The sequence below is a fragment of the Streptomyces sp. BI87 genome, from assembly GCF_025957665.1.
GTDB lineage: Bacteria > Actinomycetota > Actinomycetes > Streptomycetales > Streptomycetaceae > Streptomyces > Streptomyces albidoflavus.
This window is the reverse complement of record NZ_CP110079.1, coordinates 3,666,623-3,687,904: the sequence shown is the minus strand read 5'-3', so window position 1 is coordinate 3,687,904 and position 21,282 is coordinate 3,666,623. Positions and strand designations below refer to the sequence as shown.

19 protein-coding genes are annotated in these 21,282 nt (G+C 73.7%); 6 read left to right on the top strand and 13 right to left on the bottom strand.

Features of this window, described 5'->3' with window-relative positions; translation table 11 throughout:
• The first annotated feature begins 372 nt into the window (after positions 1–372).
• From OIM89_RS16265 to OIM89_RS16255, 3 genes are all read left to right on the top strand, one after another.
• Positions 373–2,172, top strand: a complete 1,800-nt coding sequence (locus OIM89_RS16265; RefSeq protein ID WP_264491793.1) for a serine/threonine-protein kinase — start codon at positions 373–375, stop codon at positions 2,170–2,172.
• Positions 2,173–2,320: 148 nt separating this feature from the next.
• A complete protein-coding gene (locus tag OIM89_RS16260) occupies positions 2,321–4,117 on the top strand; it encodes a prolyl oligopeptidase family serine peptidase (protein ID WP_049978739.1) in 1,797 nt (598 codons plus the stop codon).
• A 73-nt stretch (positions 4,118–4,190) separates the two neighbouring features.
• A complete protein-coding gene (locus tag OIM89_RS16255; RefSeq protein ID WP_264491383.1) occupies positions 4,191–5,054 on the top strand; it encodes an SURF1 family protein in 864 nt (287 codons plus the stop codon).
• Positions 5,055–5,140: 86 nt separating this feature from the next.
• Here OIM89_RS16255 and OIM89_RS16250 read toward each other — a convergent pair whose 3' ends face one another.
• The 5 genes from OIM89_RS16250 to OIM89_RS16230 form a co-directional block, all read right to left on the bottom strand.
• Positions 5,141–6,436 (bottom strand): hypothetical protein, encoded by a 1,296-nt coding sequence (locus OIM89_RS16250; RefSeq protein ID WP_413747427.1) that lies wholly within the window; start codon positions 6,434–6,436, stop codon positions 5,141–5,143.
• A gap of 125 nt (positions 6,437–6,561) precedes the next feature.
• Positions 6,562–7,155, bottom strand: a complete 594-nt coding sequence (locus OIM89_RS16245; protein WP_008413891.1) for a SigE family RNA polymerase sigma factor — start codon at positions 7,153–7,155, stop codon at positions 6,562–6,564.
• Positions 7,156–7,784: 629 nt separating this feature from the next.
• Entirely contained in the window at positions 7,785–8,876 is a 1,092-nt protein-coding gene (locus OIM89_RS16240) for an aspartate-semialdehyde dehydrogenase (protein WP_030699668.1), read from the bottom strand.
• Positions 8,873–10,144, bottom strand: coding sequence for an aspartate kinase (locus OIM89_RS16235; protein WP_030699667.1), 1,272 nt, complete (start codon positions 10,142–10,144; stop codon positions 8,873–8,875). The genes OIM89_RS16240 and OIM89_RS16235 overlap by 4 nt, the downstream gene beginning before the upstream one ends.
• Positions 10,145–10,408: 264 nt before the next feature.
• Positions 10,409–10,636, bottom strand: a complete 228-nt coding sequence (locus OIM89_RS16230) for a hypothetical protein (protein ID WP_030699666.1) — start codon at positions 10,634–10,636, stop codon at positions 10,409–10,411.
• A 211-nt stretch (positions 10,637–10,847) separates the two neighbouring features.
• Here OIM89_RS16230 and OIM89_RS16225 point away from each other — a divergent pair, with 211 nt between their 5' ends.
• Positions 10,848–11,432 carry a hypothetical protein gene (locus OIM89_RS16225; RefSeq protein ID WP_264491381.1) on the top strand — a complete coding sequence of 195 codons (585 nt, stop codon included), beginning with the start codon at positions 10,848–10,850 and terminating at the stop codon, positions 11,430–11,432.
• A 27-nt stretch (positions 11,433–11,459) separates the two neighbouring features.
• Here the strand turns inward: OIM89_RS16225 and OIM89_RS16220 are convergent, their stop codons facing one another.
• The 3 genes from OIM89_RS16220 to OIM89_RS16210 form a co-directional block, all read right to left on the bottom strand.
• On the bottom strand, positions 11,460–12,119 hold the full coding sequence (locus OIM89_RS16220; RefSeq protein ID WP_047470480.1) for a DUF5063 domain-containing protein: 660 nt from the start codon (positions 12,117–12,119) through the stop codon (positions 11,460–11,462).
• The gene (recR, locus tag OIM89_RS16215) at positions 12,112–12,711 is read right to left on the bottom strand and encodes a recombination mediator RecR (protein WP_008413902.1); all 600 of its coding nucleotides are present in this window, start codon (positions 12,709–12,711) and stop codon (positions 12,112–12,114) included. The genes OIM89_RS16220 and recR overlap by 8 nt, the downstream gene beginning before the upstream one ends.
• Positions 12,712–12,924: 213 nt before the next feature.
• The gene (locus OIM89_RS16210) at positions 12,925–13,266 is read right to left on the bottom strand and encodes a YbaB/EbfC family nucleoid-associated protein (RefSeq protein WP_008413904.1); all 342 of its coding nucleotides are present in this window, start codon (positions 13,264–13,266) and stop codon (positions 12,925–12,927) included.
• 410 nt (positions 13,267–13,676) lie between these two features.
• Here OIM89_RS16210 and OIM89_RS16205 point away from each other — a divergent pair, with 410 nt between their 5' ends.
• The gene (locus tag OIM89_RS16205; protein WP_030699664.1) at positions 13,677–14,423 is read left to right on the top strand and encodes an SLATT domain-containing protein; all 747 of its coding nucleotides are present in this window, start codon (positions 13,677–13,679) and stop codon (positions 14,421–14,423) included.
• Positions 14,424–14,447: 24 nt separating this feature from the next.
• On the opposite strand, the gene OIM89_RS16200 is transcribed toward OIM89_RS16205, so the two are convergent.
• From OIM89_RS16200 to OIM89_RS16185, 4 genes are all read right to left on the bottom strand, one after another.
• A complete protein-coding gene (locus OIM89_RS16200) occupies positions 14,448–15,098 on the bottom strand; it encodes a hypothetical protein (protein WP_030699663.1) in 651 nt (216 codons plus the stop codon).
• A gap of 139 nt (positions 15,099–15,237) precedes the next feature.
• Positions 15,238–15,930, bottom strand: a complete 693-nt coding sequence (locus OIM89_RS16195) for a GntR family transcriptional regulator (RefSeq protein WP_030699662.1) — start codon at positions 15,928–15,930, stop codon at positions 15,238–15,240.
• A 222-nt stretch (positions 15,931–16,152) separates the two neighbouring features.
• A complete protein-coding gene (locus OIM89_RS16190; RefSeq protein ID WP_264491380.1) occupies positions 16,153–17,547 on the bottom strand; it encodes an aspartate aminotransferase family protein in 1,395 nt (464 codons plus the stop codon).
• A gap of 139 nt (positions 17,548–17,686) precedes the next feature.
• The gene (locus OIM89_RS16185; protein ID WP_195730789.1) at positions 17,687–18,760 is read right to left on the bottom strand and encodes a DUF4034 domain-containing protein; all 1,074 of its coding nucleotides are present in this window, start codon (positions 18,758–18,760) and stop codon (positions 17,687–17,689) included.
• 185 nt (positions 18,761–18,945) lie between these two features.
• Between OIM89_RS16185 and OIM89_RS16180 the strand changes: the two genes are divergently transcribed.
• Positions 18,946–20,904, top strand: coding sequence for a serine/threonine-protein kinase (locus OIM89_RS16180; RefSeq protein ID WP_264491379.1), 1,959 nt, complete (start codon positions 18,946–18,948; stop codon positions 20,902–20,904).
• Between the two features lie 12 nt (positions 20,905–20,916).
• On the opposite strand, the gene OIM89_RS16175 is transcribed toward OIM89_RS16180, so the two are convergent.
• Positions 20,917–21,258 (bottom strand): hypothetical protein, encoded by a 342-nt coding sequence (locus OIM89_RS16175; RefSeq protein ID WP_165398031.1) that lies wholly within the window; start codon positions 21,256–21,258, stop codon positions 20,917–20,919.
• Between the last annotated feature and the right edge of the window lie 24 nt (positions 21,259–21,282).

The window sequence follows — 21,282 nt, the reverse complement described above, 5'->3', positions numbered from 1 at the left end:
GGTCCTCCAGAGTGGGCGGCGCGGACGCGGTGCGGCAGGCGGGCCGGGACGGGGGCCGGCGCCGGTGCCTGTCTCAACGATCATCCGAGGGCGCCTCCCCCGGCACCAGCTTTGTTGCCACTCCGGCAAGCTGCGGGCACTTCCGAAACCGGTCGATGTTTCACGTGAAACCATCCAAGCGATGTTTCACGTGAAACACGCCAATCGGCCATCGTGCGGCATACGTGGTTTCACGTGAAACTTCGACCCGCCGGGGGCGACGGAAACCTCGTACGCCGGCCGAGTCAGGCCCGTCCCCGCCTTGTTGGCCAACCTCGGCCTCCGGTGTCCGTTCCGGCTCGTACGCTGAGCCGCATGAATGCGGGCGGGCCCATGGGGCGGGTGGTGGACGGCCGGTTCGAGCTGATCGCGCGGCTCGGCGGGGGCGGGATGGGGCTGGTCTGGCGGGCACGGGACCTCGCCCTCCACCGGGAAGTAGCGCTGAAGGAGGTGCGCCCGCCGGACCCGGCCCTGCTGGAGTCCGATCCGACCGCGGCGCGGATGCTGCGCGAGCGGGTGCTGCGCGAGGCGCGTTCGCTGGCCCGGATCGACCATCCCCACGTGGTGACCATCTACCACATCGTCGATTCCGCCGAATTCGCCCATCCCTGGCTGGTGATGGAGCTGGTCACCGGCGGCTCGCTCCAGGACCGGCTGGGCGAGGGCCGGATGGCGCCGGCGGAGGCGGCACGGCTCGGCCGCGGTGTCCTCGCGGCCCTGCGCGCGGCCCACGCGGCGGGCATCCACCATCGGGACGTGAAGCCGGCCAACGTCCTGCTCCGCCCCGACGGCCGCCCGGTCCTCACCGATTTCGGCATCGCCGCCCTGCGCGAGTCCACCAGCCTCACCGCCACCGGCGAACTCGTCGGCTCCCCCGACTACATCGCCCCCGAACGCCTCCGTGGCGACGAGGGAAACCCGGCCTCGGACCTCTGGTCGCTGGGCATGCTGCTCTACGTCGCCGTGGAGGGACACCACCCGTTCAGACGGGCCTCCACCCTCGCCACCCTGGCCGCCGTCCTCGACGGCCCGATCCCCGAACCCCGTTACGCGGGCGCCCTCTTCCCCGTACTGGAAGCTCTGCTCACCCGGGATGCCGCCGCGCGGCCGGACGCGGAGGCCCTGGACGCGCTGCTGGCGCGGGCGGAGGCCGAGGCGGAGCCCGGTTCCGGGCCGGGTTCGGGCGGGGTGGGTGACGGAGGCGCGGAGCACACCTGGCGGCTGGGGGCGGTGGCGCCGCAGCCCGCCGGCCCGGCGCTCGTCCGTACGCCGACCCAGCGGGTCGAGCCCGAGGACGCCCCGGCGCCGGGCAGCGGCGCCGCACCGGCGGGGCCGGACACAGCGGCTCCGGCGGCGGCTGTCGCGACCGCCGGCTCGGCCTCGAAGGGGCCCGCCACGCCGCTCGTCCCGGACGCGGAGGACGTCGACGCCCCCACGGCCCAGGAGCGCGCGCGGGCCCGGCGGCTGACCCGGCGGACGCGGATCGCGCTGAGCGTCTCCTCGGTCCTGAGCACGGCGATGGTGGTCGGCGGCTTCTACCTGTTCGGCCCGGGCAGCGACCGCGACCCGGGGCGCGACGACCGGGCGGCCGCCCCCAGCTCCACTCCCTCGGCACCGTCCGTGGCCCCCGTCGAGGACGCCACCCCGGGGCCGGAGGAGTCACCCGAGGAGTCGCCCGAGGAGGCAACCACCCTGCTCACACCGGAGTCGGTCCGGCGGATCGTCTCGGAGCTGGAGAAGGTGATGGGGACGACGAAGGTCACCGCGTTCGACGTCCACCAGAACCACGCCTCCGCCAAGGCGCCGCTCCAGCGGGACCCGAAGCTCTGGGACACCTACGAGTACCGCGACGGGAAGGCCGTACGCGCCAGCGCCGGGGGCGTGGTGCGGGCCGGCGACGCCGTGGTCGACCTCGACCGGTTCGACTGGGACGCCCTGCCCGGCCTGATGACCGAGGCCGAGAAGCGGCTGGGCGTCGAGAAGCCCGAGAACCGGTACCTCATCGTCGACCCGGCCTCCCCCTTCCACGACAAGCAGCCGGTGCTGCGGCTCTACCTCAGCGACGAGTACGGCGGCGGCTACCTCACCGCCGACGTCGACGGCAAGGTCATCGACGTCAGCCCGCGGAGCTGACGGTCACCGCCTTCCCCGGCATGTTCCGCGGCGCCAACACGGGCAAGGCGGTGGTGCGCGTCGCGAGCTGAGCCGGGTGTCCGTCCCCGGCCCCCTGCACCACCCCCCGCCCATCCGGTTACATGGAGCCATGAGTGACACGAATGCCATGCCCGACTGGGAGAAGCGGTTCCGGGCCCCGCGAGTCTCCCTGCCCGAGTGGGCCGAGGACGCCCCCGACCGTGCGCTGTTCGTCTCGAACGCGACCGGCACCTACGAGCTGTACGCCTGGGACCGGGCCACCGGCGCCCAGCGGCAGGTGACCGACCGGCCCAACGGCACCACCGACGGCGTGCTGACGCCCGACGGTGAGGCGGTGTGGTGGTTCAGCGACACCGACGGTGACGAGTTCGGCGTGTGGATGCGCCAGCCCTTCGGCGGCGGCGAGGACGTTCCGGCGGTGCCGGGGCTGGAGCCCTCGTACCCGGCGGGGCTCGCGATCGGGCGGGACGCGCGCTCCACGGCCGTCGTCGGGCGTTCCACCGACGAGGACGGGTCGACGATCCACCTGGTGCGGGACGGCGGCGCGCCCGCCGTGGTCTACCGGCACCGGGAGTCGGCCGGCGTCGGCGACCTGTCGCGGGACGGCACGCTGCTGGCGATCGAGCACACCGAGCACGGCGACGCCATGCACTCGGCGCTGCGGGTGCTGCGCCTGGGCGGCGGCCCCGGCGAGCCGCTGGCGCTGGAGACCGTCGCGGAGCTGGACGACACCCGGGGCGGCGAGGAGGAGCTGGGCCTCGCGGTGATGGGGTTCTCGCCGGTCGAGGGGGACACCCGGCTGCTCATCGGCCACCAGCGGCGCGGTCGCTGGGAGCCGATGGTGTGGGACGTGGCGGACGGTTCGCAGACCGAGCTGCCCATCGAGCTGCCCGGCGACGTGTCGGCCGAGTGGTACCCGGACGGCTCGGGGCTGCTGATCGCGCACAGCTTCGAGGCCCGTAGCGAGCTGTGGCGGTACGACCTGGCGGCGGGGACGCTGGCCCGCGTCGACACCCCGGCCGGTACGGTCTCCGGCGCCACCGCCCGCCCCGACGGCACCGTCGAGTACCTCTGGTCCTCGGCCGCCGTGCCGCCGCAGGTCCGCTCGACCACCGGCGAGGTCGTGCTGGACGCGCCCGGCATGAAGGCGCCGGGTTCGGTGCCGGTGGAGGACGTGTGGGTGGACGGCCCGGGCGGCCGGGTGCACGCCCTGGTGCAGCGGCCCGAGGGCGAGGGCCCGTTCCCGACGGTGTTCGAGATCCACGGCGGTCCGACCTGGCACGACAGCGACGCCTTCGCGGCCGGCCCGGCGGCCTGGGTCGACCACGGCTACGCGGTGGTCCGCGTCAACTACCGGGGCTCGACCGGCTACGGCCGCGAGTGGACCGACGCGCTGAAGCACCGGGTCGGCCTGATCGAACTGGAGGACATCGGCGCGGTCCGCGAGTGGGCCGTCTCCTCGGGCCTCGCCGACCCGCGCCGCATCGTGCTCTCCGGCGGTTCCTGGGGCGGCTACCTGACCCTGCTGGGTCTCGGCACCCAGCCGGACGCCTGGTCGCTGGGGCTGGCCGCGGTCCCGGTCGCGGACTACGTGACGGCGTACCACGACGAGATGGAGGGGCTGAAGGCGATGGACCGCACCCTCCTCGGGGGCACCCCGGAGGAGGTTCCCGAGCGGTTCGCGGCCTCGTCGCCGCTGACCTACGTGGAGGCCGTGACGGCCCCGGTCTACATCTCGGCCGGGGTCAACGACCCGCGCTGCCCCATCCGGCAGGTCGACAACTACGTGGACCGGCTGGTGGCACGCGAGCACCCGCACGAGGTGTACCGGTACGACGCGGGCCACGGCTCGCTCGTGGTCGAGGAGCGGATCAAGCAGGTGCGGCTGGAGCTGGACTTCGCCGCGCGGTACCTGCCGGCCTGATCCGGTGCGCCGCCGCGCCCCGTGCCCTGCCCCGGCGCGGGGCGCGGCGGCGCACCCCCGTACCGTGGGGGGTGTGTACCGGTTCCTGCTGACCCCGCGCTGGTGGGGCATCAACCTGTTCGTGGTCCTCGCCATCCCCTTCTGCGTCCTCATGGGGTCCTGGCAGCTCGGCCGGTTCGAGGACCGGGCACAGGCGCACAAGGAGGCCGAGGAGAAACCCGTCGTCAGCACGGAGCCCCCGGCCCCCGTGGGCGAGCTGCTCCCCGTCGACAAGGTGACCTCGGGCCGCGTCGCCGAGGCCACCGGCACGTACGAGGACCAGTTCCTCGTGCCGGCCCGCGTGGTCGGTGAGCGGGAGGGCCACTACGTGCTGACTCTGCTCCGCCAGTCCGACGGTTCGCCGGCGCTGCCGGTGGTCCGGGGCTGGCTGCCGGGCGCCGCCGACCCGGACGCGGCGCCGGCGCCGCCCAAGGGCGAGGTCTCGCTGAGCGGCGTCCTCCAGGCGCCCGAGCACACCCGCTCGCCCGGCGTGTACAAGGACGGCGGCCTCCCCGCCGACCAGGTGGGCATCATCAGCGCCGCCTCCCTGGTCAACCTCGTGCCGTACCCCGTCGAGAACGCCTGGGTGACCCTCACCGACGGGCAGCCGGGCAACGCGGGGCTCACCCCGGTGCCCCCGGCCGCCACCCCCGACAGCGGGCTGGACCTCAAGGCGTTCCAGAACCTCGGCTACACCGGTGAGTGGTTCGTCTTCGCCGGGTTCGTGGTCTTCATGTGGTTCCGGCTGCTGCGCCGGGACGCCGAGGTCGCCCGCGACGAGGCCCTCGGCATCGCTCCGGAGGGCCCGCCCCAGCCGGTCACCCCCGGACCGTCCGCCGGCAGCGGGGCTCCCGAGGACACCGCCGCCGAGGACCGCAAGCCCGCGCCGACGCCGTAGCAGCGCGTCCACCGCCCGTACGACGATGCCCGCCCCCTTCACCGAGGGGGCGGGCTTCGTCGTGAACGGCGGGTGCGCGGTGGCGGTCAGCCTCCGGCCGGGAGGGCGTCGGTGTGGTAGACCGTGCCGGCGCAGGCGTCGGGGACGGTGGTGGCCGTGGTGGGGGCGCCCGGGTCGGCGATGTGGCTGACGGTGACGCTGCCGTCGGCCTTGCCGCCGTCGGAGCGCATCAGCTGCGGCTGGACGTCGGGGGCGGTGGCGCCCTGGTCGGTGCCGCCGCTGGAGCCCTCGGCGGGCGGCGTCGGGTCGGTCGGGGTGGTGCCGCCGGTCCCGCCGTCGCCGCCGCTGCCGGTGTTCGGACAGCTCTCGGACGGAATCCAGGCGAACTTCACCTCGTACGCGGCGCCGGGCGCGAGGACCAGCTGCGAGGCGGCCGTGACCGGCGAGGGGAGGCCGGTGGCCGGGTCGCCCGGGGTGTGCGGCACCACGCTGACCTTGCTCGCGTCGGCCGCGCCCAGGGCGACCGCCGAGACGGTGCCGGAGCTGGCGACGGTGCAGCCGCGGTCGGAGACGTTGGTGACGCGGAAGGTGCCGTAGAGGGAACCGTCCGCGCCGCGTCCCTCGGTGGAGGTGGAGGCGGAGCCGAGCTGGGTGGCGTCGCAGAGCGGGGAGGAGGCGGCGCGGGCGTCCTCGGGGAGCGAGGAGCCGTCCGGGTTCTCGCCGGGCTGGGCGGACTGGCCGCCTTTGCCCTTGTCCCGTTCCTTCTCGGCGCCGGGGGCATCGGCGTCGCCCTTGCCCGCGCCCGCGCCCGGCTCCTTGCCGGAGCCCGCGCCCTCACCGCCGGTGCCCCCCTGCACGTCCTCCCCGTGCCCGGCGATGGAAGGGCGGTCGTCGGACGAGGGCGACGTGGTCACGTGGACCAGCGCCGGAACGGCCGTGCCCACGAAGAGCGCCGCCGCCGCCATCCCGACGACCGCCTGGCGCTTACGGGCCCGGCGGGCCGGCACCGCGCGCCGCAGGTGCTCAAGGGTGGCATCGGTGTCGGCGGGGCCGAGCCCGTCGGCGGCGCTGTGCAGGATGCGGCGGAGGTCGTCCTCCTCCAGCGGGGCCGGGCCGTCGAGTTCGGGGTCGAGCGGGCCGGCAGGACCGGTGGGTGCCTTGGACGGCGGGGTCTCGCCCCGCAGCAGGCGCCGCAGGTCGTCCTCGCCGAAGGAGGCGGTGGGCTCGGCGGCCGGCTGGGCCGGGATGACCGTGGTCTCGGCCTCCGGTTCCTGTGCGGCCTCGTCGCGGGCCTCGCCTGCGGGCTCCGCGCCCGGTTCCCGGGTGTCCTCGCCCGTATCCCCTTCGGGCCGCTCGGATCTCTTGCCGCCCTGCTCGTCCACCGCTGCGTTCCCAGTCTGCTTCGGCTGCTGTTCGTCCCGCTCGTGCCCGCCGTCGGGGGCCTCGGTCCGGCCGGGCCCCTGAGGGTTGCGGCCGTCACCGTCGCGCCGCTCGGGGCGGCCCGCGCTCACGACGTACTGCCCATCGCCACGCGGAGAGCCGCGATGCCGCGTGAACCGTACGCCTTGACCGAGCCGACGGATATGCCGAGGGTCTCGGCGGCCTGGGCCTCGGTCATGTCGGCGAAGTAGCGCAGCACCAGGACTTCGCGCTGACGGCGCTGGAGGCCGCGCATCGCCTTGATCAGGGCGTCGCGCTCCAGCTGGTCGTAGGCGCCTTCCTCGGCGCTGGCCATGTCGGGCATCGGCTTGGAGAGGAGCTTCAGGCCGAGGATGCGGCGGCGCAGCGCGGACCGGGAGAGGTTCACGACGGTCTGCCGCAGGTAGGCGAGGGTCTTCTCGGGGTCGCGGACGCGTTTGCGCGCCGAGTGGACCCGGATGAACGCCTCCTGGACGACGTCCTCGCAGGAGGCGGTGTCGTCGAGGAGGAGCGCCGCGAGCCCGAGGAGCGAGCGGTAGTGGGCGCGGTAGGTCTCGGTCAGATGGTCGACGGTGGTCCCCGCCGTGGTCGTCGGCGCGCTCATCGTGGCCTCGGCGCCGTCACGCGGGGCCGGGGCACGGGCGGGCTGCCGGGTCGCCGGCATGGGGGCGATCACCGGCATGCCGCCGGAGCCGACGGCCGCCCGGGGGCGCCGTGAGGGGCGCAGGGGGAGACCCCTCGCCTGTACCGCTGTGAAGTCCAGAACTTCTGCCACGTCTGTTGGACACGCTTCCCCCCGACAGGGTTGTACGCGGCAGGCATGGTTCCCGGCGTTGCGTCGAATGCCCTCATGCGTAACCGATCTTCCCTTTTCCCCAGTTTTCGCGTCATTCCGGTGGCGGCGGTCGACTCCGCCCAAGGAATGACCGTCGGCCGGAGTTCCCCCCACCGGCTTTCCGGACCGAGAACGGTTACTGAAGACGCCTCGCGCGGCGCACCCGGTTGCGGGGCACGGCGAAGCGTTTCCCCACGGACTGCCCGACCGCCCGGGCACGCCCGCGTCGGTGCAGCTCAGAGGGTCCACCACCTGATCGCGCACTCAATTTACACAGGCCCTACACAGACTTCGGCGCCCGAGCGGAGGAAATTTCCCCTCCCGGCCAAGTCATGTCCGCATACCGGACATTAGCGCGCCCATTCCTCCGGGAAAACCCCGTTCACCACCGGAAATCCCTTTTCCCGGCCTTGCCGCACCCCTGCGCGCTCTCTCCGCATTACGGACGCGCCCCTCCGGCCCGCCGGGGAGCCGGGCTACCAGCCCTCGCGCTCCTCGCGCCCCTCCAGCGCCACCATCTCGGCGAGCTGGGCGGTGTTGAGCGCGGCCCCCTTGCGGAGGTTGTCCCCGCAGACGAAGAGCTCCAGGGCGGTCGGGTCGTCCAGGGCCCGCCGGACCCGGCCGACCCAGGTCGGGTCGGTGCCGACCACGTCGGCGGGGGTGGGGAAGTCCCCCGCGGCCGGGTCGTCGAAGAGGACGACCCCGGGAGCGGTGGCGATGATCTCGCGGGCCCGCTCGACGGTCACCTCGTGCTCGAAGCGGGCGTGGACGGTCAGCGAGTGCGTGGTGACCACGGGGACGCGGACGCAGGTGACGGCGACGCGCAGGTCGGGGAGGCCGAGGATCTTGCGGGACTCGTCGCGGACCTTCATCTCCTCCGAGGACCAGCCGCCCTCGCGCAGCTCGCCGACCCACGGCACGACGTTGAGGGCGAGCGGTCCGGGGAAGGGCCCCATGTCGTCGCCGACGGCCCGGCGTACATCGCCAGGACCGGTGCCCGGTTCCGCGACGGCCGGGCGCGGCCCCGTACCGGTCACGGCGGTCAGCTGGCGGCGGAGCGTGTCGACGCCCTCGCGTCCGGCGCCGCTGGCGGCCTGGTAGGAGGAGACGATCAGCTCGCGCAGGCCGAACTCGGCGTGCAGGGCGCCCACCGCGACGATCATCGACAGGGTCGTGCAGTTGGGGCTGGCCACGAGGGATCGGGGCCGCGAGCGCACCGCGTGCGGGTTGACCTCGGGGACGACCAGCGGAACGTCCGGGTCCATCCGGAAGGCGGCGGAGTTGTCGACGACGACGGCGCCCTGGGCGGCCGCGATCGGCGCCCAGTGGGCCGCCACCTCGTCGGGGACGTCGAACATGGCGATGTCGACGCCCTCGAAGGCGTCCTCGCTGATGGCGAGGACCTCGACCTCCTCACCCCGCACGGCCAGCTTGCGGCCGGCCGAGCGGGGTGAGGCGATCAGACGGATCTCGCCCCAGATGTCGGCGTGCTGCGACAGGATCTGGAGCATGACCTGGCCGACGGCTCCGGTCGCTCCGACGACCGCGAGAGTCGGCCGGGACTTCATCGCCCGGTGCCCCCGTACACGACCGCCTCGTCCGAGTCGGAGTCGAGGCCGAAGGCGGTGTGGACGGCGCGGACGGCGTCGTTGACGACGTCGGCGCGGGTGACGACCGAGATGCGGATCTCGGAGGTCGAGATCAGCTCGATGTTCACCGCGGCGTTGGAGAGCGCCTCGAAGAAGGTCGCGGTGACGCCCGGGTTGGTCTTCATACCGGCGCCGACCAGCGAGATCTTGCCGATCTGGTCGTCGTAGCGCAGCGAGTCGAAGCCGATGGAGCCCTTGGCGCGCTCCAGGGCGTCGATGGCCTTGCGGCCCTCGGCCTTGGGCAGCGTGAAGGAGATGTCGGTCAGGCCCGTGGAGGCCGCCGACACGTTCTGCACGACCATGTCGATGTTGACCTCGGCGTCCGCGATCGTGCGGAAGATCGCCGCGGCCTCGCCCGGCTTGTCGGGCACGCCGACGACCGTGACCTTGGCCTCGGAGGTGTCGTGGGCGACACCCGAGATGATGGCCTGCTCCATCTTCTGGTCCCCTTGCGGTTCGTTGCTGACCCACGTGCCCCGGAGCCCCGAGAAGGAGGAGCGCACGTGGATCGGGATGTTGTAGCGGCGGGCGTACTCCACGCAGCGGTGGAGCAGCACCTTGGAGCCGGACGCGGCCAGCTCCAGCATGTCCTCGAAGGAGATCCAGTCGATCTTGCGGGCCTTCTTGACGACCCGGGGGTCGGCGGTGAAGACGCCGTCGACGTCGGTGTAGATCTCGCAGACGTCGGCGTCCAGCGCCGCCGCCAGCGCCACGGCGGTCGTGTCCGAGCCGCCGCGACCGAGGGTGGTGATGTCCTTCTTGTCCTGCGAGACGCCCTGGAAACCGGCGACGATGGCGATGTTGCCCTCGTCGACCGAGGTCCGGATGCGGCCCGGCGTGACATCGATGATGCGCGCTTTGTTGTGGACCGAGTCGGTGATGACACCGGCCTGGCTCCCCGTGAAGGACTGGGCCTCGTGGCCCAGGTTTTTGATCGCCATCGCCAGCAAGGCCATGGAGATCCGCTCCCCCGCCGTCAGCAGCATGTCGAACTCGCGGCCCGAGGGGATGGGGGACACCTCCCCGGCGAGATCGATCAGCTCGTCCGTCGTGTCACCCATCGCCGACACCACGACGACCACCTGGTGGCCGTTCTTCTTGGCATCGACGATCCTCTTGGCGACACGCTTGATGCCTTCGGCATCGGCTACGGAGGAGCCGCCGTACTTCTGCACGACAAGGCCCACGTGCGCTCCTCGGTCAATCAGTTTCGGTCCGCGCCTCGGAGCGATCGGCTCCGCCGCGGTCGGCTCATTTTACCGAGCCGGCCGGAAACACCCTGGTGGTATCACATCCCGAGATGTCCCGCTCGGACAGCGATCACCGCCCGGGCGCCCCACGGCCGCTCGACCCGTCCCCTTCCCAGGGCCTCACCGATCACTCCCGGTTGTGGGGGTGACCACAAAAGGTTTAGAGCCGGACGGGGCCGTCTCGTCCGCTTCCGCCCCGCCTCACCGGCGCCCCCGGTTGCGGGGGTGCTGCCGCGCCGCCCGCTCATTCCCGAACTTGTACGCGCCGGTCCACCGCGCCATGACCTCCTGCGGGTCGCCCGCCGCCACCTCCTCGGTGAACTTGGCGGCCCGCTCCCCACGCAGAGTGGCGGCCTTGCGGCCCCGGTGCGTGACGACGACGGTGCCGTCGGCTCGGGCGGTCCAGGTGAATCCGGCGGGTGCGGGCACGGGGCTCCTCGGGCGTCCGTCACGGGCGCCGGGTGCGCGCCCCCGGCTCGTCGGAGCCTACGACAGCGGCCAACCGGCCTACGTGGCCTCCGGACTGACCCCACGTCGCCCACGCCGGGGCGTTGTCAGTCCCCCTCGCCATCCTTGTCGGTATGAGCCACACCATCGCGTACTCCACCGCCGGCACGGCCGAACGGAAAGGGAGGCGGACGTGGCCGAAGGGCTGACCGGGCCGTTCCTGATGGTGGTCGAGGACGTGCTCCGCGCGGGCTCGCACGGGGGCCGGGGCGTACGCGTGACGGGCCAGGTCGAGCGGGGCAGGGTTCGCGCGGGCGACGAGGTGGAGGCCGTCGGGTTCGGTGCCGGAGCAGCCACCGTCCCCGTCCTCGCGGTGGAGGCAGGCGGGCTTCGAGCGGCCGGGGCGGGGGCGGGCACGAACGCCGGAGTCGTGCTGGCGGAAGCGGTGGCGGGCGCGCTGGAGCGGGGGCAGGTGCTCGCGGAGCCCGGGACCGTCGGCGCCCACCGTCACTTCTTCGCCGACCTGGCCGTGCTCGCCGCGGATCAGGGCGGGGTCGGGCTGCGGGACGGTGAGCGTCTGGCCGTGTATCTGCGGGCGGCCACCGTCACGGGAACCCTGGCCCTGCTCAAGGGGACGGAGGTGCTGCGTCCGCTGCACCAGGGGTCCGTGGCGGTGGCGCTCGAACACCCCGTACCGGTGGAACGCGGCCAGCGCTTCGCCGTCCGGCACGCCGGGCGGGCTGTCGGCTCGGGGACCGTGACGGGGCTGTCCCGTTGAGGGGCAGGCCGCGTCTGCGGTGTCGGGTCAGCGGACCGGGCGCATGCCCAGAGGGGCGCCGATCTCCTCGGCCATGACCCGGCCGGCCTCCTCGTCGAGGGACTCGTCGGTGAGGTCCTGGTCGGTGTCGAGGCCGTCGAGGGCCGGGAGGGGCTGGTTGAGGCGGACGTGGACCACCAGGGACTGGAGGGCGCGCAGGGCGGCCGAGGCGGTGGTGCCCCAGTTGGAGAAGTAGGAGAACTGCCACCACCACAGGGCCTCGGCGGTGCGGCCCGCGCGGTAGTGGGCCATGCCGTGGCGCAGGTCGGCGACGATGTCGGCGAGGCCGTCGGAGATGCGGGCCGGGACCGGGGCGGTGCGGGGCTCGTAGGGGTCGAAGACCTCGGAGTAGACGTCGACGGGGGCCAGCAGGGTGGCGTACCGCTCGCGCAGCTCGTCGACGTCGGGCTCGGGGCCCAGGTCCGGCTCGTACCGCTCCTCGGGGAGGAAGTCGGCGTGGGCGCCGAGGCGGCCGCCGGCCAGCAGCAGTTGGGAGAGTTGCAGCAGGAGGAAGGGGACGGCGCTGTCCGGCTCGTCACCCTTGGCGACCTCGGTGACGGCGACCAGGAACGATTCGACCTGGTCGGCGATCTGGACGGCGAAGTCGTCGGGGTCCTGCGTGGTGGAGTGGAGCGTGGCGTCAGACATCGAGGAGTCGTCTCCCTTCGAAGGCGCGGCCCAGAGTGACCTCGTCCGCGTATTCCAGGTCTCCGCCCACCGGCAGCCCGCTGGCGAGGCGGGTGACCTTCAGGCCCATGGGCTTGATCATCCGGGCGAGGTACGTCGCCGTGGCCTCGCCCTCCAGGTTGGGATCGGTGGCGAGGATCAGCTCGGTGACGGTGCCGTCGGCGAGCCGGGCGAGGAGTTCGCGGATGCGCAGGTCGTCCGGGCCGACGCCCTCGATGGGGCTGATCGCCCCGCCGAGCACGTGGTAGCGGCCCCGGAACTCCCGGGTCCGCTCGATCGCCACGACATCCTTCGGCTCCTCGACCACGCAGATCACCGCGGCGTCGCGGCGCTGGTCGCGGCAGATGCCGCACTGCTCCTGCTGCGCGACGTTCCCGCAGACCGAGCAGAAGCGGACCTTGTCCTTCACTTCCAGCAGGGAGTGCGCGAGGCGCCGCACGTCGGCCGGCTCCGCCTGGAGGATGTGGAAAGCGATCCGCTGCGCGCTCTTGGGACCGACGCCGGGCAGCCTGCCCAGCTCGTCGATCAGCTCCTGGACCACGCCTTCGTACACGGAACGCCTTCCTTCGTGCTCCGCGGCGCCGGACCCCTTGCCGGGGCCGGGCCGTCGCTTCGTACCGTAGTCGCCGGGGCGCCCGCCCATAAGGCGTGCGGCGGATTACGGCGGCGGATTCACCACGGGTGAACGCGCCGGGGTCGAACTCGGATCAAGTGGGACGGAACGGGACGCGGCGGACTGACTCCGCGCCCAGTTCCGCGCCGGGGGTCAGAACGGCAGGCCGGGGATGCCGCCGCCGCCGAGGCCCTGGGCCAGCGGGCCGAGCTTCTCCTGCTGGAGCTGCTGGGCGTTCTCGTTGGCCGCCTGGACCGCCGCGACCACCAGGTCGGCGAGGGTCTCGGTGTCCTCCGGGTCGACGGCCTTCGGGTCGATGACCAGGCCGCGGAGTTCACCGGAGCCGTTCACCGTCGCCTTGACGAGGCCGCCGCCCGCCGAGCCGTCCACCTCGGTGCGGGCCAGTTCCTCCTGGGCCGCCGCGAGGTCCTGCTGCATCTTCTGGGCCTGCTGGAGCAGCTGCTGCATGTTGGGCTGGCCACCACCGGGGATCACGATCAGCTCCTGTGTTCTGGGCTCTGGGGTCAGAGAGGGGGTCGGGTCGTGACGGGAGCCGGCGCCCGGGCCGGGCCCGGGAGTTTCCCGCCTGTCTTGAGCGTACGTGCTCGGCCCGAGCCTCGCTGAGGCACTCTTTCGGGTGACCGCCTTCCCCCGCGCCCTACCTGATCAGGGCCCCTTCCGGGGGCTCCGGCGGCAACGGCACGACCCCGCTGCGCGGTAGTAAGGAACCTTCCGCCCCGCCCGGAACCGCCCACCCGGCACGGGCGTTACGGAAAGCACGCGTACGCGCACGCGTCGTGCCCGCGGCTCAGTACCATCCCGTACGGCCGTCCGCCAGGCCCCGCCGCCGCGCGCACGGTCCGCCGACGACGGCCCCGCACAGCGACGCCGAGAGGGAGTGCCTGGTGAGCCAGCCCGAAGAGCAGCCCGAGGGCCGGGCCGACGACGCCCGCCCCCGGGAACGGCATCGCCCGCGCCACCCCGCCGACCTCGCCGGCCGCCCCTTCCCGCTGGGCGACTGGGGCCAGCCGGCCGACCGCCTCACCGAGCTGTACGAGTGGGTCGAGGAGTCGGCCCTCTCCACCGCCGACTGGTACCTCGCCGACCGGGCCCGCAAGCGCCGGGGCGCCCGTCTGCTGCGCGCCGGGACGGCGCTGGGCGCGGCGACCGGCGCCGCCCTGCCGCTGCTCGACCTGACCGGCGCGGTCCCCGGCGCCTCCCCGTGGGCCTGCCTGGCGGTGCTGATGGCGGCCGCCTGTGTCGCCCTCGACCGGTATCTCGGGCTGACCTCGGGGTGGATGCGGGACATGGCGACCGCGCAGGCGGTGCAGCAGCGGCTCCAGGTGCTCCAGTTCGACTGGGCCTCGGAGTGCGTGCGCGAGGTGCTGGGCCCCACCGACGGGACCGCGGCCGAGGCCGCCGACCGCTGTCTGGGCGTGCTGCGTCGCTTCACGGACGACCTGAACGACCTGGTCAGGACGGAGACGGCGGACTGGATGGTGGAGTTCCGCACCGGCCCGGCCCCGCTCGCCGCCCGCGCCTCGGGCGGCCTCCCGGCCCGCGCGGACCTGCCCTCCCAGGGCGCCCGCCCCGCCCTGCTCCCCGGCACCCGCCCGAACATGCCCCGCCAGCGGCCCCCGGACGCGCGCTGACCCGCGCGGCCGGGGCCGGCCGGTTCAGCTGAAGACGATCATCGAGCCCTGGCCCAGGCTCCTGGTGACCGCCGCGTGCAGGCCGAGCCAGACGTGGCGTTCCCGGGCGAAGGGGCTGTCGTCGAGGGGGGCGGGGGCGGCGGGCTCCTCCAGTTCGGTGGGGCCCTGCGGGGGTGCGGGGGCGGTCGGCGGGTTGGCCGGGTCGATGCCGATGGACGGGGCGACGTACTCCAGGTCGCGCAGCAGGCCGTGGGAGGAGCCGAGCGGGCCGCCTCCGGCGAGGAGTTCGTCGTTGGCCAGCGGTTCCGGGAAGTCGACGGGGACGTAGGCGCCGGCGTGGTCGTAGTGCCAGACCAGGTGGGAGCGCTGGGCGGTGGCCTCGAACATCTCCAGCAACTGTTCGTAGTCGCCGCCCAGTTCGTCGACCGGGGTCACTTCGAGGCCGCAGACCTGGAGCAGGTAGGCGCGGCGCAGGAAGTGCAGGGCCTCGTAGTCGAAGCCGGCGACGGGGGCGACGTCGCCGGAGAGGCCGGGCATGTAGGAGTAGACCGGCACGGCGGGCAGTCCGGCGGCGCCCAGTGCGGAGTCGTAGAGCGCGAGTTCCTCGGCGAACGGGTTGTCGGGGGCGTGGCACAGCACATCGACAAGGGGAACCAGCCACAGGTCACAGGCCAACAGAACTCTCCTCGGTCGCCGTTGGGATCACCACGGGAAGCGTAGTGGGGGTTCAGGCGGGATCGTGGGTGCTGGTACAGGTCGTGCGGGAAGGGTACGGCGGAACCGGGCCGTCTGGCTCCGGGTGGTGCGGGCCGGATCAGCCGGCGTCGGGTCCGGCCAGTTCCTCGATGAGGGCGAGCGAGTCGGCGTTGTAGGCGGCGATGATCGCCTGGGCCTCGGGGTAGCGCCGGTGGGCGAGGGCGTCGATGAGGGCTCCGTGGCCGGTCCAGAGGCGGCCGCGCAGGTCGTCCTGGCGGCGCAGGTAGGGGACGGAGCAGACCCACGACTGGAGCCGGAGGCGGTAGGCGAAGTCGGAGAGGTAGGGGTTGCCGAAGAGGGCGCAGAGTTCCTGCCAGAACCGCAGGTCGTAGCCGATGAGGACGTTGAGGTCGCCGGCCGAGGCGGCGCGGGCGGCTTCCTCGCCGCGGCGCCGTACGGCGAGGTAGCGGCCGGCGTCGCCGGGGGTGCGGTGGCCGAGCCCGCTGAACATCGCGTCCGCGATCAGTCCCCGCGCCTCGACCATCGCCCGGTAGTCGGCGACCGAGAACTCGTGGACGCGGAAGCCCCGGTGCTGGACGGAGTCGAGCAGCCCCTGCGCCGAGAGGTCGACCATCGCCTCCCGGACCGGGGTGGCGGAGACGCCGTACTGCTCGGCGATCTCCTTGACGGTGAACTCCTGGCCGGGGCGGAGCCGTCCGGCGAGGACCTCGTCACGGAGCGCACCGGCGATCTGCTGGCGCAGCGTGGAGCGGGTGACGGCGTGGGCGCTGTTCTCGCGCGTCGCGCACATCTGCCTGTCCTTCCCGTTCGCCCTCGCGTATGAGCACGTCAGCCTACGCGCTACGGGAGCGGGGAGCGCCGCGCGTGCACCGGGAAAGAGACCGGGAGGGGGCGGTTCCGGCGGGCGCGGGCGGGGCGATGTTTCACGTGAAACCACGGAGGGTGACCGATGTTTCACGTGAAACATCGGTCACCCTCCGTGCGGCGGCCCGGCCCGGCCGGGCCGTGGCCCTCAGACCGTGTGCTCGTCGGCGACGGTCAGCGCCTCGTCGAGGGCGGCGAAGCCCTCCTTCAGCTCCTCCTCGGTGACGGTGCACGGCGGCACCACGTGGGTCCGGTTCATGTTGATGAAGGGCCACAGCCCGCGCTTCTTGGCGGCGGCGCCGAAGGCGGCCATCGGCGCGTTGGCCTCACCGGTGGCGTTGTACGGCACCAGCGGCTCGTGCGTCTCGCGGTCCTTGACCAGGTCGAGCGCCCAGAACATGCCGACGCCCCGGACCTCGCCGACGCTCGGGTGGCGTTCGGCGAGGCGGCGCAGCTCCGGCTCGACCACCTCGGCGCCGAGCCGGGCGGCGTTCTCGACCACGCCCTCCTCCTCCATCACCTGGAGCGTGGCGACGGCGGCGGCGCAGGCCAGCGGGTGACCGGAGTAGGTGAGGCCGCCCGGGTAGGGCCGCTTGGCGAAGGTCTCGGCGATCTTGCCGCTGATGGCGACGCCGCCGAGCGGCACGTACCCGGAGTTGACGCCCTTGGCGAAGGTCATCAGGTCGGGCACCACGTCGTAGAGGTCGGCGGCGAACCAGGTGCCGGCGCGGCCGAACCCGGCCATGACCTCGTCGAGGATGAAGACGATCCCGTACCGGTCGCAGATCTCGCGGACGCCCTGGAGGTAGCCGGGCGGCGGGGCCATGATGCCCGCGGTGCCGGGGATGGTCTCCAGGATGATCGCGGCGATGGCCTGCGGGCCCTCGTAGGCGATGGTGGATTCCAGGTGGGCGAGGGCGCGCTCGCACTCCTGCGCCTCGTTCTCCGCGTAGAAGGGCGTGCGGTACAGGAACGGCGCCCAGAAGCGGACGACGCCGGCGCTGCCGTTGTCAGAGGCCCAGCGGCGCGGGTCGCCGGTGAGGTTGATCGCGGCGGCGGTGGAGCCGTGGTACGAGCGGTAGGCGCTCAGCACCTTGGGGCGGCCGGTGTGGACGCGCGCCATCCGCACGGCGTTCTCGACGGCCTCGGCGCCGCCGTTGGTGAAGAAGATCTTGTCGAGGTCGCCCGGGGTCCGCTCGGCGATCAGCCGGGCCGCCTCGGAGCGGGCCTCGACGGCGAAGGCCGGGGCGAAGGTAGCGAGTTTGCCCGCCTGCTCCTGGATCGCCGCGACCACCTTCGGGTGCTGGTAGCCGATGTTGGTGAAGACCAGGCCGCTGGAGAAGTCGAGGAAGCGGTTGCCTTCGTAGTCCCAGAAGTACGACCCCTGAGCGCCGGCCACGGCGAGCGGGTCGATCAGGTCCTGCGCGGACCACGAGTGGAACACATGCGCCCGGTCGGCGGCCTTGACGGCGGCGCCGGTCTGCGGGTCGGGCTCGGGGAGCCCCGGAAGGGGGGAGCCGTGCTGGCTGGACTGAGGGGTCATGCCCACAGGCTAAGAGCGTGGAAGGCGGCCGGGGCAATGGGCGGTGTGTCTGGTGGCGGGAGGCGGGGGCGACAGGTTGTCGGGTGGCGGCCCCCACGGGGCGGCCGGGGCGGGGAGGGCGCCCGGGCCGCCCCCGGCATCAGCCTCGTCCTTTGGCCACCTTGAGCGCGGCCGTGGTCCGCGCCTCGTCGAAGGCGTCCACCGGGTCCTGGTCCCCCTTGCGCCAGGGCGAGGCCCCGCACCAGGGCCCGATCGCGCGGAACACCGGCAGCGCGGCCTCGTACATCTCGCACCGCATCAGGTGGTACGCGAGGAGGTGGCGCAGGCCGGGCAGGCGCGGGTCGGTCTCGGGGACGGTGGCGAGGGCCCGCGCCACCGTCAACAACAGCCCCTTGTCCGCCGGCTCGGTCCCCATGCGGCGCCGGCCGGACCGTTGCCCGTCCTCGTCCAGCGCGTACAGGTAGACGCCGGGGAGGACGGAGCCGGGCGGGGCGGCGGCCAGGGCCCGCTTGGCGAAGTCGTACATCAGCTCGTCGGAGCCGTGCCACTTGGCGCACCAGTACTGGAGGGCCTGGAGGTGGCCCGCCCAGTGGTAGGGGGCGCGGGTCTGGAGTCCCGCGAAGAGGCGGGAGAACTGGCCGTGGTCGTAGTTGAGGGCGCGGGCGGCCGTCAGCATCACGACCCAGGGGCCGGGGTCGGCGGGGGCGAGTTCGGACGCCTCGTGGGCGGCCTTCATGGCGTCGGGGAGCATCCGCTGGAAGGTGTCCATGTTGGCCTGGGAGACCTTGTGGGCGTAGGCGCTGCCCCGGATCGCCCAGGCCCGGTGGACCATCAGCCCGGCGCGGACGGTGGCCGCGTCGCCGCTCTCCGGGTGGGCCTTGCGCCACCGCTTGAGCCAGTCGTCGTCCTCCTGGGCGAGTTCCTGGAGGAGTTCGACGCGCGACCAGCGTTCGTCCCAGTCCTGCCCGGCCGCCTCGACGTAGGCGGCGGCCTGCTTCCACTCCCCCCGGCGGGCGCCGAGGACGGCCTCGACGAAGGCGTCGTGGTCGGGGTCGGTCCGCGGGGGCCCGGCCCGGTCCGGGTCGAGCTGGGCACGGGGCACCAGGCCGTGCAGGGCGGGGTCGAACGCCGCCCGCTCCCGGGAACGACGCACCCGGGAGGCTATGGAGGCCACACCGATACCGGCGGCCGCGAGGACGAAGATGCTGATCACCGCGTGATCATGCCGCCACACGACCCCCTGGGCAAGGGAATTGGCCCCGGCCTCTCCCATCGGCCGGGGTGCACCTTTCGTTCCGGTCCGGATACGAAGGGTGGCGGTCCGGGGCACGGGCGCACGCCCGCCGACTATCCTCCGGACCAGTGGCAGACGCGTGTTACGGGGGAGGCGGCGCCGCGATGGAACAGCTCGGTCCGGGGGACCCGCAGCAGATAGGGGCGTACCGCCTCCAGGCCCGCCTCGGCGCGGGCGGCATGGGACAGGTCTATCTGGCGCGCTCCGAACGGGGGCGCACCGTCGCGGTGAAACTGGTCCGGCGTGAGCTGGCCGAACGGGCCGAGTTCCGCGACCGGTTCCGCAAGGAGGTCGCGGCGGCGCGGCGGGTCGGCGGCGCCTGGACGGCCCCCGTGCTCGACGCCGACACCGAGGCCGAGGTGCCGTGGCTGGCCACCGGGTACGTCGCGGGCCCCTCGCTCCAGTCGGTGGTCGCCTCGCACCACGGACCGCTGCCCGAGCGCTCCGTCCGCATCCTGGGCGCCGGCCTCGCCCACGCGCTGAAGGACATCCACGCGGCGGGCCTCATCCACCGCGACCTCAAGCCCTCCAACGTCCTGCTCACCATCGACGGCCCGCGCGTCATCGACTTCGGCATCGCCCGCGCCCTGGAGACCACCGCCGAGGCCGCCCTGACCCGGACCGGCGCCGTGGTCGGCTCGCCGGGGTTCATGGCCCCCGAGCAGGTGCGCGGCGACCGGGTCACGCCGGCCGCCGACGTCTTCTGCCTCGGCTCGGTCCTCGCCTACGCGGCCACCGGCGCCCTCCCCTTCGGCACCGCCAACAGCGGCGTCCACGCCCTGATGTACCGCATCGCCCAGGAGCCCCCCAACCTCGCGGACGTCCCCGAGAACCTCCAGGACCTCATCGGCGCCTGCCTCGCCAAGAACCCCGAGGACCGCCCCACCCCGGACCGCCTGCTCGCCCTGACCGGCGCCGACGACACCGTCAGCGACGGCAAGGCCCTCGACCCCTGGCTCCCCGGCGGCCTCGTCGCCCAGCTCGGCCGCCACGCGGTCCGCCTCCTCGACCGGGAGGACCCGGAGAACGGCCCCGCCGCCGAAGCAGCCGCCCCCGCCGGACCCAGCGCCTCCGCACCGGCCGAGGCCGGTACGCCCGCCGGCACGCCGAGCCCTCCCGCCACCCCGGCGACCCCGCCCGCTCCGGCTCCGGCTCCGGCCCCGGAGTCCGCCCCCACCCCGCCGGACCCGGGCGCCCCCGGCACACCCCCGCCCGGCGGTGTCAGCCACCTCCCCACGGTCGTCGTCGGCACCACCCCGCCACCCCCGCCCCAGCCCACGGCCCATCCCCACGCGAACCCGGCGCCCCCGCCCCCGCCGGCCCAGCCCCAGGCCACTCCTGCTCCCCCGGCCCACGCCTACGGCCAGCCCCACCCCGCCTACGGCTACCCCCAGCCCCACCAGCACCCGGGGCTGGCGCCCACCCCGCCGTACGGCCCGGCCCCGCTCCCGGCGCCCGCGCGGGACCGGACCCCGACGGTCCTCCTGCTGGTCGTCGCAGTGATCGTCGCCCTCGGCGCGGGCGCCGGGGTGTACGCCTACCTCAACGGGGACGACGGCGCCGACCTCGCCAACGACCCGAAGCAGCCCTCCCCCACCGCCACCGCCGACCCGGGCGGCTCCGGCACCCCGAACGGCGACCCGACCCCGGCCGAGGGCACGCCGTCCGGCGACGAGGACGACGACGAAGGGGACGCCGAAGGCGACGGGGACACCGTCCCCGCCGCCTTCCTGGGCACCTGGACCACCACCATCGGCACCGCCGACGAGCGCCGCCTCGTCCTCCAGCAGGGCGAGGTGGGCGACACCGTCCTCTCGCTCACCGCGACCGGGCCGCTCAAGGGCAGCGCCAGTTCGTACCGCTGCGTCTTCCAGGCCCAGCTGAGCGAGGTGCCGAACTCCCGTGGCCCGGTGCGGGTCGGCCCGTCCCGGGTGGTGGTCGGCGAGCCGATGACCTCGTGCAGCTCGGGCGAGGCCACCACCCTCACCCTGCACGGCGACGGCCGCCTGACCCGCGTCAACGACGTGACCGGGGAATCCCTGACCTACACGAAGGCGGGCTGAGCCCGGCCCTGATCAGGCGGAGGGCTCTCCCGTCCGGCCGCCCTTGCGGAAGCTCCACCCGGTGTTGAGGCAGGCTTCGGCGAGCGGTTCGAAGTAACCGTCGGGGTGTCCGAGTTCGGCGGCCAGTTCGTCCCAGCGGTGCTCCACCACGTACTCCTTGCAGCGGTCGCAGGCGAACCACTGCTGGGACTCGTGGCGGAGCTTCTGCTTGGTGCCCTCTTCGTCGGTGACCCGCCAGAAGTGGACGGACTTGACCGGGAACATCAGGGCCAGCGGGCGGGACGGCTCCCAGCAGAGGGTGCAGACGCGGGGCGTCCACGTCCGCTCGGGGGACAGGTCGTCGAAGTAACCCATGGGCGCAGGGTACTCGCGCTCGTC

Excerpts from the sequence above, each read along its gene's own strand:
- OIM89_RS16240 (WP_030699668.1), bottom strand. The coding sequence starts at position 8,876 with ATGAAGTCCCGGCCGACTCTCGCGGTCGTCGGAGCGACCGGAGCCGTC.
- OIM89_RS16195 (WP_030699662.1), bottom strand. The coding sequence starts at position 15,930 with ATGTGCGCGACGCGCGAGAACAGCGCCCACGCCGTCACCCGCTCCACG.
- OIM89_RS16190 (WP_264491380.1), bottom strand. The coding sequence starts at position 17,547 with ATGACCCCTCAGTCCAGCCAGCACGGCTCCCCCCTTCCGGGGCTCCCC.
- OIM89_RS16220 (WP_047470480.1), bottom strand. The coding sequence starts at position 12,119 with ATGTCTGACGCCACGCTCCACTCCACCACGCAGGACCCCGACGACTTC.
- OIM89_RS16265 (WP_264491793.1), top strand. The coding sequence starts at position 373 with ATGGGGCGGGTGGTGGACGGCCGGTTCGAGCTGATCGCGCGGCTCGGC.
- OIM89_RS16175 (WP_165398031.1), bottom strand. The coding sequence starts at position 21,258 with ATGGGTTACTTCGACGACCTGTCCCCCGAGCGGACGTGGACGCCCCGC.
- OIM89_RS16245 (WP_008413891.1), bottom strand. The coding sequence starts at position 7,155 with ATGCCGGTGATCGCCCCCATGCCGGCGACCCGGCAGCCCGCCCGTGCC.
- OIM89_RS16180 (WP_264491379.1), top strand. The coding sequence starts at position 18,946 with ATGGAACAGCTCGGTCCGGGGGACCCGCAGCAGATAGGGGCGTACCGC.
- OIM89_RS16260 (WP_049978739.1), top strand. The coding sequence starts at position 2,321 with ATGCCCGACTGGGAGAAGCGGTTCCGGGCCCCGCGAGTCTCCCTGCCC.